Annotated in this window: 15 protein-coding genes; 2 read left to right on the plus strand and 13 right to left on the minus strand. The window is 73.0% G+C overall.

Annotation, left to right across the window (positions count from 1 at the left end; all coding sequences use genetic code 11):
• The first annotated feature begins 270 nt into the window (after positions 1-270).
• Positions 271-528 carry a hypothetical protein gene (locus RZ84_RS07155; protein ID WP_043263582.1) on the plus strand — a complete coding sequence of 86 codons (258 nt, stop codon included), beginning with the start codon at positions 271-273 and terminating at the stop codon, positions 526-528.
• A 24-nt stretch (positions 529-552) separates the two neighbouring features.
• Here RZ84_RS07155 and RZ84_RS07160 read toward each other — a convergent pair whose 3' ends face one another.
• The 9 genes from RZ84_RS07160 to infC all read right to left on the minus strand — a co-directional run bounded on the left by RZ84_RS07160 (position 553) and on the right by infC (position 10,456).
• The gene (locus RZ84_RS07160; protein WP_043263583.1) at positions 553-1,083 is read right to left on the minus strand and encodes an NUDIX domain-containing protein; all 531 of its coding nucleotides are present in this window, start codon (positions 1,081-1,083) and stop codon (positions 553-555) included.
• Between the two features lie 48 nt (positions 1,084-1,131).
• Positions 1,132-2,469 carry a hypothetical protein gene (locus tag RZ84_RS07165; protein ID WP_043263584.1) on the minus strand — a complete coding sequence of 446 codons (1,338 nt, stop codon included), beginning with the start codon at positions 2,467-2,469 and terminating at the stop codon, positions 1,132-1,134.
• A gap of 399 nt (positions 2,470-2,868) precedes the next feature.
• Positions 2,869-5,394: a phenylalanine--tRNA ligase subunit beta gene (pheT, locus tag RZ84_RS07170; protein WP_043263585.1), complete on the minus strand. Its 2,526-nt coding sequence runs from the start codon at positions 5,392-5,394 to the stop codon at positions 2,869-2,871.
• Positions 5,394-6,542, minus strand: coding sequence for a phenylalanine--tRNA ligase subunit alpha (pheS, locus tag RZ84_RS07175; protein ID WP_043263586.1), 1,149 nt, complete (start codon positions 6,540-6,542; stop codon positions 5,394-5,396). Before pheS ends, pheT begins: the two co-directional genes overlap by 1 nt.
• Before the next feature lie 149 nt (positions 6,543-6,691).
• Entirely contained in the window at positions 6,692-7,852 is a 1,161-nt protein-coding gene (locus RZ84_RS07180) for a sensor histidine kinase (protein ID WP_043263587.1), read from the minus strand.
• Between the two features lie 83 nt (positions 7,853-7,935).
• On the minus strand, positions 7,936-8,790 hold the full coding sequence (locus RZ84_RS07185; RefSeq protein WP_043263588.1) for a TrmH family RNA methyltransferase: 855 nt from the start codon (positions 8,788-8,790) through the stop codon (positions 7,936-7,938).
• Between the two features lie 175 nt (positions 8,791-8,965).
• A complete protein-coding gene (rplT, locus tag RZ84_RS07190) occupies positions 8,966-9,349 on the minus strand; it encodes a 50S ribosomal protein L20 (protein ID WP_043263589.1) in 384 nt (127 codons plus the stop codon).
• Between the two features lie 106 nt (positions 9,350-9,455).
• Complete coding sequence (gene rpmI, locus RZ84_RS07195; protein ID WP_016576627.1) at positions 9,456-9,650, minus strand: 50S ribosomal protein L35; 195 nt, start codon at positions 9,648-9,650, stop codon at positions 9,456-9,458.
• 122 nt (positions 9,651-9,772) lie between these two features.
• On the minus strand, positions 9,773-10,456 hold the full coding sequence (infC, locus tag RZ84_RS07200) for a translation initiation factor IF-3 (RefSeq protein ID WP_078893617.1): 684 nt from the start codon (positions 10,454-10,456) through the stop codon (positions 9,773-9,775).
• Between the two features lie 358 nt (positions 10,457-10,814).
• On the opposite strand from infC, the gene RZ84_RS07205 reads away from it, so the two are divergent.
• Positions 10,815-11,207, plus strand: a complete 393-nt coding sequence (locus RZ84_RS07205) for a DUF1844 domain-containing protein (protein WP_043263591.1) — start codon at positions 10,815-10,817, stop codon at positions 11,205-11,207.
• A gap of 80 nt (positions 11,208-11,287) precedes the next feature.
• Here the strand turns inward: RZ84_RS07205 and RZ84_RS07210 are convergent, their stop codons facing one another.
• From RZ84_RS07210 to RZ84_RS07225, 4 genes are all read right to left on the minus strand, one after another.
• Positions 11,288-12,049 carry an MIP family channel protein gene (locus RZ84_RS07210; RefSeq protein ID WP_043263592.1) on the minus strand — a complete coding sequence of 254 codons (762 nt, stop codon included), beginning with the start codon at positions 12,047-12,049 and terminating at the stop codon, positions 11,288-11,290.
• 102 nt (positions 12,050-12,151) lie between these two features.
• Positions 12,152-12,892 carry an SseB family protein gene (locus RZ84_RS07215; RefSeq protein WP_043263593.1) on the minus strand — a complete coding sequence of 247 codons (741 nt, stop codon included), beginning with the start codon at positions 12,890-12,892 and terminating at the stop codon, positions 12,152-12,154.
• A gap of 58 nt (positions 12,893-12,950) precedes the next feature.
• Positions 12,951-14,117, minus strand: a complete 1,167-nt coding sequence (mycP, locus tag RZ84_RS07220) for a type VII secretion-associated serine protease mycosin (RefSeq protein ID WP_043263594.1) — start codon at positions 14,115-14,117, stop codon at positions 12,951-12,953.
• A partial coding sequence (locus RZ84_RS07225; protein ID WP_241777612.1) for a hypothetical protein occupies positions 14,114-15,172 on the minus strand: 1,059 nt, incomplete at its 5' end. The genes RZ84_RS07225 and mycP, both read right to left, overlap by 4 nt.

The following is a 15,172-nucleotide window of genomic DNA, read 5'->3' on the forward strand; positions in this document are numbered from 1 at the left end:
CCGGCCGGCGGGCGCCCGACCGCCGGCGCCGGCCCCCGTGATGACGAGTCAACTCCCTTGCCGCCGTTCGCAACAGAGTGTGAACGCGCCATCTCGGTGCGCGCGCTTCACACCCCGTGCGAACCGCTCACGCTCCGTCACCTCACACGGGGTGTGAATCGGTGACCCGGATATCCCCTCCGCACACACTCCCGCCTTCCGCCGCAGCGCAGTTGACTGGTAGGTGCAACTGAACCGACCGTCACCAGAAGAAGGAAAGAGGAGCGGACCGTGACCGCCCACCGGGAACCCGACCTGATCGCCGCCGACTTAGCGGAGCTGAGGCGTCTACTCGACGTACGCACCGCCAAGGTCGACGGCCAACTCGCGCTCCAGGCACAGCGATCCGAGCAGACCACGCGTGACGCGGACGAACTGCAGGCCCGCGTCACGCGGTTGGAGAGTGGCCGCTGGCCGCTACCCTCGGTCGCCGCGCTCACGGGGCTCGCGGCACTGGTGGTCACCCTGTGGCAGGCAACCGGACACTGAGGAGGATGCGGTATTCAACTACCCTCATCCCAGGCGGATGTGGTGGAGCATCAGTAGTGCGGCGGCCATATTCGCGGCCGGCACCTCTCCCCTCCCCACCATGTCGGGCACCAGCTTGAGGGACACCCACTCCCGCCGGTCCGACTCGAAGTCGTCCTGCGGCGAGCCGACGTACTCGGCCTCGTCGGACCAGTAGATGTGGTGCCGCGCGTCGGTGAGGCCGTTGGACGGCTCCACCGAAAGGAGGTGGTGGAGGGGCCCGGGTCGCCACCCGGTCTCCTCCTCCATCTCCCGCGCGGCTGCCGCCGCCACGTCCTCCCCGTCCTCGACGACACCGGCGGCCAGCTCCCAGCCCCAGCTGTCGGTGATGAACCGGTGCCGCCACAGCAGCAGCACCTCATTGGCCTCGTTGACCACGGTGGCGACCGCCACCGGCCGCATGCGGATCACGAAGTGATCCAGATGACGGCCGTCGGGTAGCTCCACATCGGCCAGGTTGACCCGGAACCAGGGATTCGCGTAGACGGGCTTTTCGCTGAGGTTGTTCCAACGCACGTAACTGCCACCTTCCGCTGTTGGGCCGGCAAGGTGACACGAGCCCGGTCACAGCGGAACGCGCAGCACCTCGTCGATGAGATCGGCAGCCTCGTCCGTCGCGGAGCTCCCGGTCTCCGCCAGATGCTCGCGCACCGCCCGCAGCCGGTCCCGCAACCGCTGCGACTCCATGCCCCGAGCCCGCTCGGTCATCTGCGCGGCATTGGCCACGGCCCGGTCCGCATCCCCTTGGCGCAGCTCGATATGAGTGAGCATGGCCAGCCGGTGTACCCGGCCGCGGTCATGTGCGGGGGTGTCCACGGCGGCGTCCGCCTGCTCCCGTGCGGCCCGCAGGTCACCGAGGCTGAGCAGCGCCTCCGCCACTTGTACGTTCACCAGGCCGGGCTGGACATAGCCCGTCTCGTCCGGTTCGAGCCCCGGCCGGATCCGTTCCGCGGCCGCCTCGGCCCGCCGGATGCAGGCCAGCGCACTGGCCCCGTCCCCCAGCCGGGCATACGACTTGGCCTGCATCGCGTAGAGATCCGCGGAGAGCGCCGGAGTGATCTGCGGACCCGCGGCCCGCAACGCCGCCTCCGCGAAGGCGACCGCCTGGCGGTACTCCCGTACGAAGAGGGACTGGTTGACCAGCAGCGCGATCACATACGCGCCGAGGCCGCGGTCCCCGCTGGCCTTGGCCAGCCGCAACGCCTGATGGAAGTAGCGCTGGGCCAGCCCGAGAGCGTCCGAGTCGTACGCGCAGATTCCCGCGACGGCGACCAGTCCACCGGTCGCCCGGTGCAGCTGACGTCCCGTCGCATCGCTGTAGCTGCCCCGCAGCAGCGGCGCCGCCTCGGTGTTGAGGAATCCCACGATGCGTGCTCTGGTAGCGATACCACCCGCCTTCCGGTACATCTGCTCGTAGTGGGTCCGCGCCGCCCGCAGCATCTCGATGTCGGCCATCCCGACCCGGGTCAGCCCGTCGCGCGACACGTCGAAGTCCTCCGGCGGGTTCTCCCACTCCCATACGGGAATGACCGCCGAGGTCCCCGTCAGCGCCGGAGCCGCCAGCACATGGGGCCGCTGCTGCTCGTCGGACCGCCACAGCGCGGTGGCCCGCTCCACGAACCCCGACAGCGGCGTCTCCGAAGCCCGCCGCGTCCCCGGCCGACTCAGCCCGATGTCGTCCAGGCCCACCGGCCGGCGCAGCCGCTCGCCCAGAATCTCGCAGATCAGATCGGGCACCTGCCCCCGCGGACGCTGCCCCTTCAACCACCGCGCCACCGCGGTGTGTTCGTACCGCAGCGCCAGTCCTCGCCGCCGCCCCAGCTGGTTGATCCGCGCCGCGAGCCCGGCATGCGAGATACCGGCCTCGTCCAGGATCGCGTCGAGCAGCGTGTTGGGCTCCATACCGTGCCCCCAAGGACGTGACGACTCCGTAAGTCCAGCGTAATCAGGGCGAGTTCACACCCCGTGTGAACCGGACACCGAAACCGCCAACCGCCGGGACCCGCATGAGCACGGCGGGAATGCCGCCCACGGCGCCGGGTCGGAGGGGATGTCCCCTGGTGCGCCCGCAGGATCTGGAGCAAACGCCGGGGCATTCGTCATCTACGTACCAGATGCGCCCGCACCGAGGACGTACCCCGGGGCAGCCCCTCCGACCCCACCCACCGGCCGCAGGCGAAAACAGCGCCGGCCGAGCACCAACGAACAGACAGCGCCGAGCCGCACACCAACGAACAGGCCCCCGCCCAGAAACCGTGGACAGGGGCCCGAACGAGCCGACAGAGCCGGAGGCCAAGGGCATCAGCCCCGCAACACCGCCCCCACCCGCTCGACCGCAACCGCGACCGCCGCATCGCGAGCCGCCGAAGCCTCCTCGGCCGTCAGCGTCCGGTCCTCCGCCCGGAACCGCAGCGCATACGCCAGCGACTTCTTCCCGGCGCCCACCTGCTCACCGGTGAAGACGTCGAACAGCCGCAGCGACTCCAGCAGCGCACCCGCGCCGTCCCGCAGCGCGGCCTCGACGTCCGCCGCCGGCACCGCGGCGTCGACCACCAGCGCGACATCCTGCGTGGCGACCGGAAACGTGGAGACCCGCGGCGCCTTCAGGGCGCCCGAGGCCGCCCGCTCCAGCCGGTCCAGGTCGATCTCCATCGCACTGGTCCGCTCCGGCAGGCCCAGCGCCTTGATGACCCGCGGGTGCAGCTCACCGGCGTTGCCGACGAGGATCTCCTCGCCGTCGGCCACCGCGAGCAGCGCCGCACAGCGCCCGGGGTGCCAGGGGGCGTGCTGGTCCTGGCGGACGATCAGCTCGACACCGGCCTCACGGGCGACGGTCCGCCCGGCCTCGACGGCATCCGCCCAGCCCGCCGGGTACCCGGAACCCCACCAGCCGGCCTGCTCCCGCGCTCCGGCGAGCACCACGGCGGCCCGCCGCGGCTGCTGCGGCAGCGACGCGTCCAGCGAGGCGATCTCGTCGTCGGTCGGCCGCCGGTCGACGACCAGCCGGCGGGCCGGCTTCTCCTCGCCGGTCGCCCGGAACACCGGACCGGTCTCGAAGAGCGCCAGATCGTGCGTGCCGCGGCCGAAGTTGCGGCGCAGCGCGCCCAGCAGCCCCGGGACCAGGGTCGTACGGAGGTCGGGCTCCTCGTCCGACAGCGGGTTCACCAGCGTCACCGCGTCCCGCCGCGGGTCGTCCGCCTCGATGCCCAGCTGGTCGAGGACCGCGGAGCCGATGAACGGGTAGTTCAGCGTCTCGACGTACCCGGCGCCGGCCAGCGCCCGACCGACCCGCCGGTACAGCCGCTGACGCTCCGTCAGTCCGCGGCCGGCGGGCGGCAGCGGCAGAGTGGAGGGCAGGTTCTCGTAGCCCTCCAGCCGGATGACCTCTTCCGCCAGGTCGTTCGGGTCGCTCAGATCCGGCCGCCACGACGGCACCGTCACGACCAGCTCGTCCTGCCCGTAGACGTCGCAGCCCACCTGCTGAAGGCGGCGTACCACGGTCTCGCGGCCGTAGACGACGCCCGCGACCTTGTCCGGGTGGTCCGCCGGGATCGTGATCGTCCGCGGCCCGCGGGGCGAGACGATCTCCGTCACGCCCTCCTCGGCGGTACCGCCGGCGAGCAGCACCAGCAGGTCCACGGTCCGCTGCGCCGCCGCGGACGCCGCCTCCGGGTCCACCCCGCGCTCGAAGCGCTTGGCCGCCTCGGAGGACAGCTTGTGCCGCCGCGCCGTACGGGCGATGGAGATCGCGTCGAAGTGCGCGGCCTCGATCACCACATCGGTGGTCCCGCGCAGCCGCCCGGACTCCGGATCGGCGACCGGCGCCGCGATCTCGGTGTTGGCGCCGCCCATCACACCCGCCAGGCCGATCGGCCCGCGGTTGTCGGTGATGACCAGGTCCTCGCCGTCCAGCACCCGCTTGGTGCCGTCCAGCGTGGTCAGCTGCTCGCCGGGGGCGGCCCGGCGGACCCCGATCGGCCCGTCCACGGTCTGCCGGTCGTAGGCGTGCAGCGGCTGGCCGAGCTCCAGCATCACGTAGTTGGTGACGTCGACGGCCAGCGAGACCGGGCGCATGCCGGCCTTCTGGAGCCGCCGCTGCAGCCAGATCGGGGTGCGCGCCTCGGGCTCCAGGCCGGTCACCGTACGGGCGGTGAAGCGGCTGCAGCCGATCGGGTCGGCGACCTTGACCGGGTAGCCGCCCGCGTTCGGCGGCGGCACGTCCAGCAGCGCCGGGTCGCGCAGCGGCAGCCCGAACGAGGTGGCCGTCTCCCGGGCCACGCCGCGCATCGACAGGCAGTAGCCGCGGTCCGGCGTGACGGCGATGTCCAGCACCTCGTCGACGAGCTCCAGCAGCTCGATCGCGTCGCTGCCCACCTCGTACTCGGGCGGCAGCACGATGATGCCGCCGCTGCCGTCGTCGCCCATGCCCAGCTCGTCGCCCGAGCAGATCATGCCGTGCGACGTCCGGCCGTACGTCTTGCGCGCCGCGATCTTGAAGTCGCCGGGCAGCACGGCACCGGGGAGCACGACCACGACCTTGTCCCCGACCGCGAAGTTCCGCGCGCCGCAGACGATTTCCTGGGGCTCGCCGGTGCCGTTGGCGTCGCCGACGTCCACGGTGCAGAAGCGGATCGGCTTCTTGAAGCCCTCCAGCTCCTCGATGGTCAGCACCTGGCCGACCACGAGCGGGCCCTTGAGGCCGTCGCCCAGCCGCTCGACGGTCTCGACCTCCAGGCCGACCGCGATGAGCTTCTCCTGTACGTCGCGCCCGGTCGTCGCCGCCGGCAGGTCGACGTACTCCCGCAGCCAAGAAAGCGGGACCCGCATCAGATCTCCATCCCGAACGGCCGGGTGAACCGGACGTCGCCCTCGAACATGTCGCGCATGTCTTCCACGTTGTGCCGGAACATCAGCATCCGGTCGATCCCGAACCCGAAGGCGAAGCCGCTGTACTTCTCGGGGTCGACACCGCAGGCGATGAGCACCTTGGGGTTGACCATGCCGCAGCCGCCCAGCTCGATCCAGCCTTCGCTGGAGCAGGTACGGCACGGCCGGTCGGGGTTGCCCACGGACTCGCCACGGCACACGTAGCAGACCATGTCCATCTCGGCGGACGGCTCGGTGAACGGGAAGTAGTTGGGCCGCAGCCGGGTCTTCATGTCCGGGCCGAACAGCGCCCGGACCATGTGGTCCAGGGTGCCCTTGAGGTCCGCCATGGTCAGGCCCTCGTCGACGGCGAGCAGCTCGATCTGGTGGAAGACCGGGGAGTGCGTGGCGTCCAGCTCGTCGGTGCGGTAGACCCGCCCCGGGCAGACGACGTAGACCGGCGGCTCGCGGTCGACGAGCGTACGGGCCTGCACCGGCGAGGTGTGGGTCCGCAGCACGACACCCGACTCACCCGCGGCGGAGCCGCTGTCGGAATCGCCCTCGGTGCCGTTGCCCCGCACGAAGAAGGTGTCCTGCATCTGGCGCGCCGGGTGGTCCGGCACGAAGTTCAGCGCGTCGAAGTTGAACCACTCGGCCTCGACCTCGGGGCCCTCGGCGACCTCGTAGCCCATCGCCACGAAGACGTCCGCGACCCGCTCCATGAAGGTGGTCAGCGGGTGCCGGGCGCCGGCCGGGGTCCGGTCGTAGGGCAGCGTGACGTCCACCGCCTCCTCGACGAGCACCCGCGCGTCGCGCTCCGCCTCCAGCTCCTCCTGGCGGGCCTTGAGCGCCTGGCCCACCCGGCCGCGGGCCTGGCCGACGCGCTTGCCCGCGTCCGCCTTGGCGTGCGGGGGCAGGGCGCCGATCTCGCGGTTGGCGAGGGCGAGCGGCGAACGGTCGCCGGCGTGCGCGACCTTCACCTCGCGCAGCGCCTCCAGATCGGCCGCGGCGGCGATGGCGGTCAGCGCCTCGTCCACCCGCCGGGCGATTTCTTCCGGTTTCAGGGCTTCGACCTCGACAGGGTCGTACGACTTATTGGGTGCGGACATCTCTTCCCGTGCTTCCGGTGGACTGGCTTGGCGTGGCTGCCCGCGTGTGCCCGCGATGCCTGTGCGCCAAAGGTGCCAAAGGTCAAGTCTAAGGGTCGGGCCGCCTGCGGCCTGCCCGCCCCCGGGTGCGGGGCGCCCGCCGCCGTCCCTCAGGTCATGAATGCCGGGGCCGCGACGGGCAGGCTAAATCGGAATTCCGCGCCGCCGGCCGGCGCCCGGCCGACCGTGATCGTCCCGCCGTGCGCCTCGACGATGCCCTTGACGATGTAGAGGCCCAGGCCGGTGCCGCCGCGCTTGCTGCCCCGCCAGAAGCGGGTGAAGACGCGGCTCATCGACTCCTCCGGGATGCCGGGGCCCTCGTCGCTCACGGTGACGCTCGTCCCCTCCATGCTGGTCGCGTCGCTGGTCTCGTCCGATACCGGTCCGACCTCGATGGTGACGGTTCCCTCGCCGTGACGCACCGCATTTTCCAGCAGGTTGCCCAGCACCTGGTCCACCTTGTCCGGGTCTGCCCACAGATCGGGCAGCGGCTCCATCATCCGGATAAGGAAGCGGTCCGGCCGCTGGCCCGCGGTGGTCTGCGCCTGCACATGCCGGCGGACCGCGGCGATCATGTCGACCCGCTGCCGGCGGACCTCCAGGCGCCCGGAGTCGATCCGGGAGATGTCCAGCAGCTCGGCGATCAGCCGGGTGACGCGGTTGGCGTCGGCGTCCACCGTCTCCAGCATCAGCCGTTTCTGGTCGTCGGTGAAACGCTCCCACTTCTGGAGGAGGGTGGCGGTGAACCCCTTGACGGAGGTCAGCGGCGAGCGCAGCTCATGGGCGACGGTGGCGATCAGCTCGGCATGGCTCAGCTCCGTGCGCCGCCGGGCCTCGGTGCCGCGCAGCGCGATCACCAGCCGCCGTACGGGACCGGTGGGCGCGCTGCGGACGTAGCGGGCGGAGACCAGCACCTCGCGGCCCCCGAGCAGCAGATTGCGCTCGGGCTGGCCGCGGCGGATGGCCAGCCCGCCGTACGGATCGGTCAGCCGCCACCAGCGGCGGCCCTCGATGTCCTGGAGCGGCAGGGCGCGGTCGACGGGGCGGCCGAGCGCGTCCGAGGGGTCGATACCGGTGATCCGCGCTGCGGCGGCGTTGAAGCAGATCACCCGGCCCCGCTCGTCGGCGACGACCAGGCCGTCGGGGAGGTCGTCGGGGCCGAGCCCGAGGCCGTCGCCGAGCGGCTGCCCGGCGGTGGCCGGCGCGCCTCCGGGGCCGTCGGACGGGCACCCGCCAGCGGCGGCTGTGATGGCCGAAGTCCGCATCGTCATCCCCGATTTACCCCCTTCCGGGCCGGAGCTGGCAAGACTACTAGCTCGGCTCGGACGCACCGGCGAGAACGCGGGTACGCCCCTCAGGCGGGTGACACCGCGCGGCAGCCGCCGCGACCGCGCTGGGCGCGCGCGGAGGCGTAGAGGCACACCGCGGCGGCCGTCGCCAGGTTGAGGCTCTCGGCCCTGCCGTGGATGGGCACCCGCACCACGGCGTCGGCCAGCGCGCGGGTCTCCGCCGGCAGCCCCCACGCCTCGTTGCCGAAGACCCAGGCCGTCGGCCCGCCCATGGACCCCGCGTCCAGCTCGGCGTCCAGGTCGCACTCGCCCGCGCCGTCGGCGGCCACGATCCGCACCCCGGCGCCCTTGAGCCCGCCGACCACCTGCTCCACCGGCACGCCGACCGCGACCGGCAGGTGGAAGAGCGAACCGACCGACGCCCGCACGGACTTGGGGTTGTACAGGTCCACGGAGGCGTCGGTGAGCACCACCGCGTCGGCGCCCGCGGCGTCCGCGCAGCGCAGCACCGTCCCGGCGTTCCCGGGGTCGCGGACGTTCGCCAGCACCGCGACCAGCTGCGGGCGGGCGGCCAGGATCTCCTCGAACGGCGAGTCCAGGAACCGGCAGACGCCCAGCAGGCCCTGCGGGGTGACGGTCTGCGAGATGTCCGCGACAGTCCGGTCGTCGGCGAAGTGCACCCGCACGCCGGCCGCGTGGGCCGCTGCGACGATCTCCGCGTGCCGCTCGGCGGCCTCGACGGTGGCGAACAGCTCCAGGAGGGTGGGCGCACCGTCCGTACGGTGCGCGATGGCCTCCCGTACGGCCTGCGGGCCCTCGGCGATGAACCGGCGTTCCTTGCCGCGGAAGTGGCGGCGGGCCAGCCGCCGGGCGGCGGAGACACGCGGGGAGCGCGGGGAGATCAGCTCGGGGGTGCCCATGGGCGGCGGCTCGCTTCTTTCGTTCGGTGCGTGGGCCCCGCTCCGGGGCGGCGGGGCCGGAAAAGCGGCGGACCCGCAGGCCGGGGCCTGCGGGTCCGCTCTCACAACGTCGTCGCACGGCGCGCATCGCGACAGCACATCGCTGTCGGCGCCGTCAACGCCGTCGGGCCGAAATTCAGGCGGCCTTCGGGGCGTTGACGTCGCTCGGCAGCGCCTTCTGCGCGGCCTCGACCAGCGCGGCGAACGCGTTCTGGTCATTGACCGCGAGCTCGGCGAGGATCTTGCGGTCCACCTCGATGTTGGCGGCCTTCAGACCCTGGATGAAGCGGTTGTAGGTCATGCCGTTGGCGCGGGCAGCGGCGTTGATGCGCTGGATCCACAGCTGACGGAAGTCGCCCTTGCGCTTCTTGCGGTCGTTGTAGTTGTAGACGAAGGAGTGGGTGACCTGCTCCTTGGCCTTGCGGTAGAGGCGGGAGCGCTGGCCGCGGTAGCCGCTGGCCTGCTCGAGGATCGCCCGGCGCTTCTTGTGGGCGTTGACTGCCCGCTTGACGCGTGCCACTTGTTAACTCCTTGTAGCGGGGCCGTGGTTGTTCCTCACACGGCCCGAATCGACGTGGGTCCCGGTCCGGTCGGCGCACCCCGCCCGCGCGGCGGGGTGCCCCGGCTCACTTGCCGAGAAGCTTCTTGATCTTCGCGGCGTCGCCCGGGGCCATCTCGGCGTTGCCGGTGAGGCGACGCGTCACGCGGGACGACTTGTGCTCGAGCAGGTGGCGCTTGCCTGCGCGCTCGCGCAGCACCTTGCCGGAGCCAGTGACCTTGAAGCGCTTGCTGGCACCGCTGTGCGTCTTGTTCTTCGGCATGCGCCGTACTCTCCTCGTCAGTGGCGCTCCCACCGGCGCGGGCCGGTACGCGGGAGCGTCAGATGTATCGGTTGTGTCCGGGGCGGGTGCCCCGGCCTGAATCCGGGGCGCTCGCCCAGGGATCACGCCTCGGCGTGCTCCTCGGCGGGCTCAGCAGGAGCCGCACCCTGGCGCGTCGCCTTGCGGGCGGCCTGCGCCTCGCGGGCCTCGGCCATCGCCTCGGTCTTCTTCTTGTGCGGACCGAGGACCATGATCATGTTCCGGCCGTCCTGCTTCGGGTTCGACTCGATGAAGCCGAGCTCCTGGACGTCCTCCGCGAGCCGCTGCAGCAGCCGGAAACCCAGCTCCGGCCGGGACTGCTCGCGACCACGGAACATGATCGTGATCTTGACCTTGTCACCCTGCTTGAGGAACCGGACGACGTGACCCTTCTTGGTGTCGTAGTCGTGCGGGTCGATCTTCGGCCGGAGCTTCATCTCCTTGATGACCGTGTGCGCCTGGTTCTTGCGCGCCTCACGGGCCTTCATGGCCGACTCGTACTTGAACTTTCCGTAGTCCATGAGCTTGCAGACCGGCGGACGGGCGTTCGCCGCCACCTCGACCAGGTCGAGGTCGTACTCCTGCGCAAGCTCCAGGGCCTTGGCAAGCGGCACAATGCCGACCTGCTCGCCACTGGGACCGACGAGTCGCACCTCAGGGACGCGAATCCGGTCGTTGATGCGGGGCTCGGCGCTGATGGATCCTCCTCGGTAGCACCACGCGACGGCCTGGCGGACTGCCGCGTAACGTCTGTTCGGTGTGACCAACCGCGCGGTACACGTAAAAATGCCCCGACGGGACACAGGCGGGGCTCCACATAGATCAGGAGCACCGCCGCGAAATCTCCGCGGGGCGCAGCCGGACCGAAGACCCGCCGACCGTGAGGTCGGTTCGGGTGGGAGATCGGAGCCTCCACTTGTGGGCCGGTCACATAGGTGTCCGGCCGGTCGCAGCAACCAGGATACACGAGTCAAGGGGTGACCCCCACTCCCGTGCTGACGCACTCCGCGCCCGCAGCGCCGGGACGGCGCCGCGGGCGGCCGCGGGCGCTCCCGCGCGCGGGGACCGCGGGCCGGGGACCTAGGCTGGGGGCGATCCCCTCAGCAGGAAGTGAAGCCCCAGGACATGAGCGAGCAGACCCCCCAGCAGCGGCAGGACGCACACGACGCAACCGACACGGCCCGGCCCGACTTCGATGCCATGACGCGCGACATCGCGGAGGTGCCGGCGGTCGAGGTGATCACGACCGTCGCGGTGCACCTGATGAGCTCGGCGGCGGTCAACCTCGGGCTCGCCGAGGGCGGCGAGGCGCACAAGGACCTGGACGAGGCCCGCAAGCTCATCCACGCGCTGGCCGGGCTGGTCACCGCCGCCGCCACCGAGATCGGCTCGTACCACGCGGCGCCGCTGCGGGACGGGCTGAAGTCGCTCCAGCTGGCGTTCCGCGAGGCGTCGGTGGTGCCGGACGAGCCCGGTCAGGGCCCCGGCGAGAAGTTCACCGGGCCGGTGTACGGCTGAGGCGGGCCCACCCGCACACCGACGACGAGCCCCGGCCGCACCGGCCGGGGCTCGTCGTCGTACGGGGCCGGGCCCGCGCCTCAGACCCGATCGCCGGGGGCCGGTTCGTCGGGGGCGGACTCGCCGGGGGCGGCCTTCTCAGGGGCGGCCTCCTCCTGGGGCGGGTGCGTGACCTGGTGCACCACGGCCGCCAGGGCGCCGCCGATCAACGGCGCGACGATGAACAGCCACAGCTGCGTGATGGCCGCGCCGCCGGCGAACAGGGCCGGGCCGATGCTGCGCGCCGGATTCACCCCGGTGCCGTCCAGCGGGACGCCGATGAGGTGGACGGTGGCCAGGGCCAAACCGATCGCCAGGCCGGCGAAGCCCTTCACCGCCTTGTTGTGGGTGGCCCCCAGCACGACGAAGACGAACAGGAAGGTCATCACGATCTCGGCGACGAACGCGCCGCCGAGGTTGATGTGCACCGCCGACCGGTCGCCCCAGCCGTTCGACCCGAAGGCCGCGTGGGTCTGCAGCCCCGGTACCTGCTTGGCGACCAGGAAGAGCAGGGCGGCGCCGACGATGCCGCCCAGGACCTGGGCGATCCAGTACTCGACCGCGGTACGCACGGTGATGCGCTTGGCCAGCAGGGCGCCCAACGTCACCGAGGGGTTGATGTGGCAGCCCGAGATCGGGCCGAGGGCGTAGACAAGCGCCAGCATGACGAAACCGAAGGTCAGGGCGATGCCGAAGCTGCCGATGTACTCGCCCGCCAGCACTGCCGAGCCGACGGCGAAGAACACCAGGAGCAGCGTGCCGAGGAATTCGGATACGACCGGGCGGGTCTCCGTGGTCTCCATGGGCTCTCCTCGCGTGGATCTTGAGCTCTTCTCGCATTGTGCGGTGCGGGAGACGTCCGCGCCCGTTGGGCACGGACCGGCGGCACGGCGGCGGCGCGCGGATCAGCGCTGGTAGAGCGGCTCTCCGGCCGGGTCGGCGGCCTCCGTACCGGGCGGCAGCAGAGCCAGGTCCAGGCCCCGTACGAGACGGGCGCGGAGGGTTTCGTCGGCGGCGAGCGCCCGGGCGAGGCGCTGGGCGGCCTCGGCGGGGACGGCGTCCGGGGCGAGGCCCAGGGAGAGGGTGCCGTCGGTCTCGTCGGACGGGTCCAGGCGGGCGCGGAGGACGGCGGGCTCGGCGGCGAGGAGGGTGCGCAGCGCGCCGGTGACGGCGGGGTCGGCGAGCGGGTCGGCGGTGGTGCGGCCCTCGGCGAGGGCGCGCAGGGCGGGGCCGGTGAGCTGGTAGGTGACCGGGCCGGCCAGGTCGACGACGACGGTGTCGGCCTTCTCGTGGGCGGCGGCCAGCAGCGCCTGCCTGAGCGGGACGGCGACCGGGCGGGCGTCCGGCCGCCACCGCTGGAGGGTCTCCATGGAGGTGAAGGCGGGGAGGGCTCGGCGGCCGTCGGGGGCGGTGAGGGTGGGGACGGCCATGTCGCTGGACTTCTCGCGGCGCAGGCCGTCCGCGCCGGTCTCGACCTCGCCGAGGATGGCCACGACGGGGACGAGGACGCGGGCGCCGGCCAGTGCGCTCAGCACGCGGGGCTCGGCGCCGCGGTCCGCGCCGTACGCCGCGAGTGCCGCCGCCAGGGCCGGATCGGCGGAGCCGTCGTCGTCGGCGAAACCGGGGTCGGGGATGTTTTTCTGCACGTCGCCGAGCGTATCGGCCGGGGTGCGGGGCGCCGCCGGCCGGGGCGCCGGCCGCGCGTCAGCCGCGGGTGCGGGTGCGCCGGATGACGAAGGCGGCGGCCACCAGGGCCAGGCCGGTGCCGCCGGCGGTCCAGGGGAGCCAGTGGGTGGGGGCGGCGTCGGCGGTGTCGGTGGTGGGGCCGGGGCCGAAGTAGCGGTGGGCGTAGCCGGCGGGGGTGGGCTTCTCGGGGGTGGGTTCGAGGTCTGCGGCGGCTTTCAGGGCGGCGGCGGGGTCGACGAGGCCGGCGCCGAAGTCGTCGTTCCGGCCGCCCTTGGGGGGCTGCTGGGCGGTGGAGGTGAGCAGTTGGCGGATCTGTGCGGGGCTCAGGTCGCGGTGGGCGGAGCGGATCAGGGCGACGGCACCGGAGACGAAGGCGGCGGCGGGGCTGGTGCCCCAGCCGGAGACGTAGCCGGTGCCGTGGTCGGCCATGAAGATGTCGTAGCCGGGGGCGCTGACGGTGGCGTACCAGTGGCGGGTGGAGAAGGAGGCGCGGGCGCCCAGGTGCGTGACGGCGGTGGCCGTGATGACGCCGGGGTAGGCGGCGGGGTACGAGACGTGGTTGTCCTTCTCGCCGCCGTTGCCGGCGGAGGCGACGACGGGGATGCCCTTGCCCAGGGCGTACTGGATGGCGGCGTCCTCGCGGGGGTCGGGGTGGGCGGACCCGCTGTCGTCGCCGAGGGACATGTTGATCACGTCGGCGCCGTGGTCGGCGGCCCAGCGGATGCCGTCGGCGAGGGCACCGGCCTTCCGGTCGCGGGCGCGCCGGCGCTGCGGGTCGCTGTCTTCGAGGATCACCCGGACCGGGAGGATCCTGGCGGCCGGGGCGACGCCCAGGACGCCGTCGCCGTGGCCGTCCCCGTGGCCGTGGCCGGCGATGACGCTGGCCATACCGGTGCCGTGCTCGGCCCAGGCGGCGTCGCCCGGTCCGGCGCCGAAGCCGATCAGGTCCTTGGTGGGCAGCACCTGGCCCGCGAGGTCGGGGTGGTTGCCGTCGACGCCGGTGTCCAGGACGGCGACGGTGACGCCCTCGCCCTTGGTGGTCTGCCAGGCTTCCTGGGCGTGGATGGACTGCAGGCCCCATTCCTGGGCCCGGATGGCGTCGGCGCATGCGGGCACGGACGGCAGTACGGCCAGTGCGGCGGAGGTCAGCGCGACGGCGGCGGCGCGCCGGACGGCCTTGGTCACGGCGCTTCCTCCGTGGGCTGGGCGGGGATTCCGGAAGCCGTGCGGAAGGTCGTCTCGACCTTGTCGGCGAGGTCCTTGGCGTCGTGACCCAGGCCGGACTCGCCGGGGGTGGTGGCGGTGCCGGGCTGGGCGGCGGCCTCGGCGGGCTGCGGTGCGGTGATCTCGCGGCCGTCGGCGAAGCCGGAGACGGCGTAGACGACGACGGGGATGTCGGTGAGGACGCGGATGGTCCAGCTGGCGCGCTGGGCGGGGCCGAAGTCCGCGGCGGGCGTGCCCTTGGCGGCCAGCGGCAGCGGCATCAGGTCCGCGCGGGTGGCCAGGTTGTGGGTGCTGAAGCGGGCGTTGAGGTCCATCATGCCGGGCCGGTCGGCGCGGGTGGTCTGGGCGCCGACGGTGATGACGCTGGTGCGGGTGGCGTCCACGTAGGTGGCGCGCAGCAGCCGGGCGCAGCCGGCCGGGGCGAGCTCCGTGGCGAGCCGGCCCTCGTAGTCGGCGGAGCAGTCGGTGTCGGGGGCGACGGCGATCCGGGTCCACTGCCGGTCGGCGCCTCCGGGGCCGACGCCCAGGCCGTCGACGACGCGCGGGAAGAGGCGGTCGACGGGGGCGTTGTGCCAGGCGTCCTGGCCCCTGGCGAAGGCGGTGTCGGGGTTCGGGGTGCCGCTGCCGGTGTCGTCGGTGAGCCAGCTGCCGGCCGCGGCGCCGCCGAGCAGGCCGACGCCGAGGACCAGGCAGGCCGCGGCGGCGAGGCTCCGGGGGGTGGGGCGGCGGCCGGCGAGGCCGGGGAACGGGCGGCGCGGGGCGGCGGCCGGGGTGGCGCCGACTGCGGTGGACGCGGCGGGCGTTGGCGGCCCGGAGCGCTGCCGCGCCCTGCCGCGGTCCGGGGGCGGCGGGGTGCCGGGGGCACGGTCGCGGGGCTCGCTCCACAGGGCCTCGCTGTGGGCGAGGTGGAAGGCGGCGGTGTCGCGGAAGGACGCGGGCCGGGTGGTGGGGGGCGGGGGCGCGGCGGGCGGTTCCTTGCGGGGGCGCGGCGGGGGGCCCGGCGGGGTCGCCGGACC

Origin of the sequence: Streptomyces sp. CT34 (assembly GCF_000805335.1) — a bacterium.
Lineage (GTDB): Bacteria > Actinomycetota > Actinomycetes > Streptomycetales > Streptomycetaceae > Streptomyces.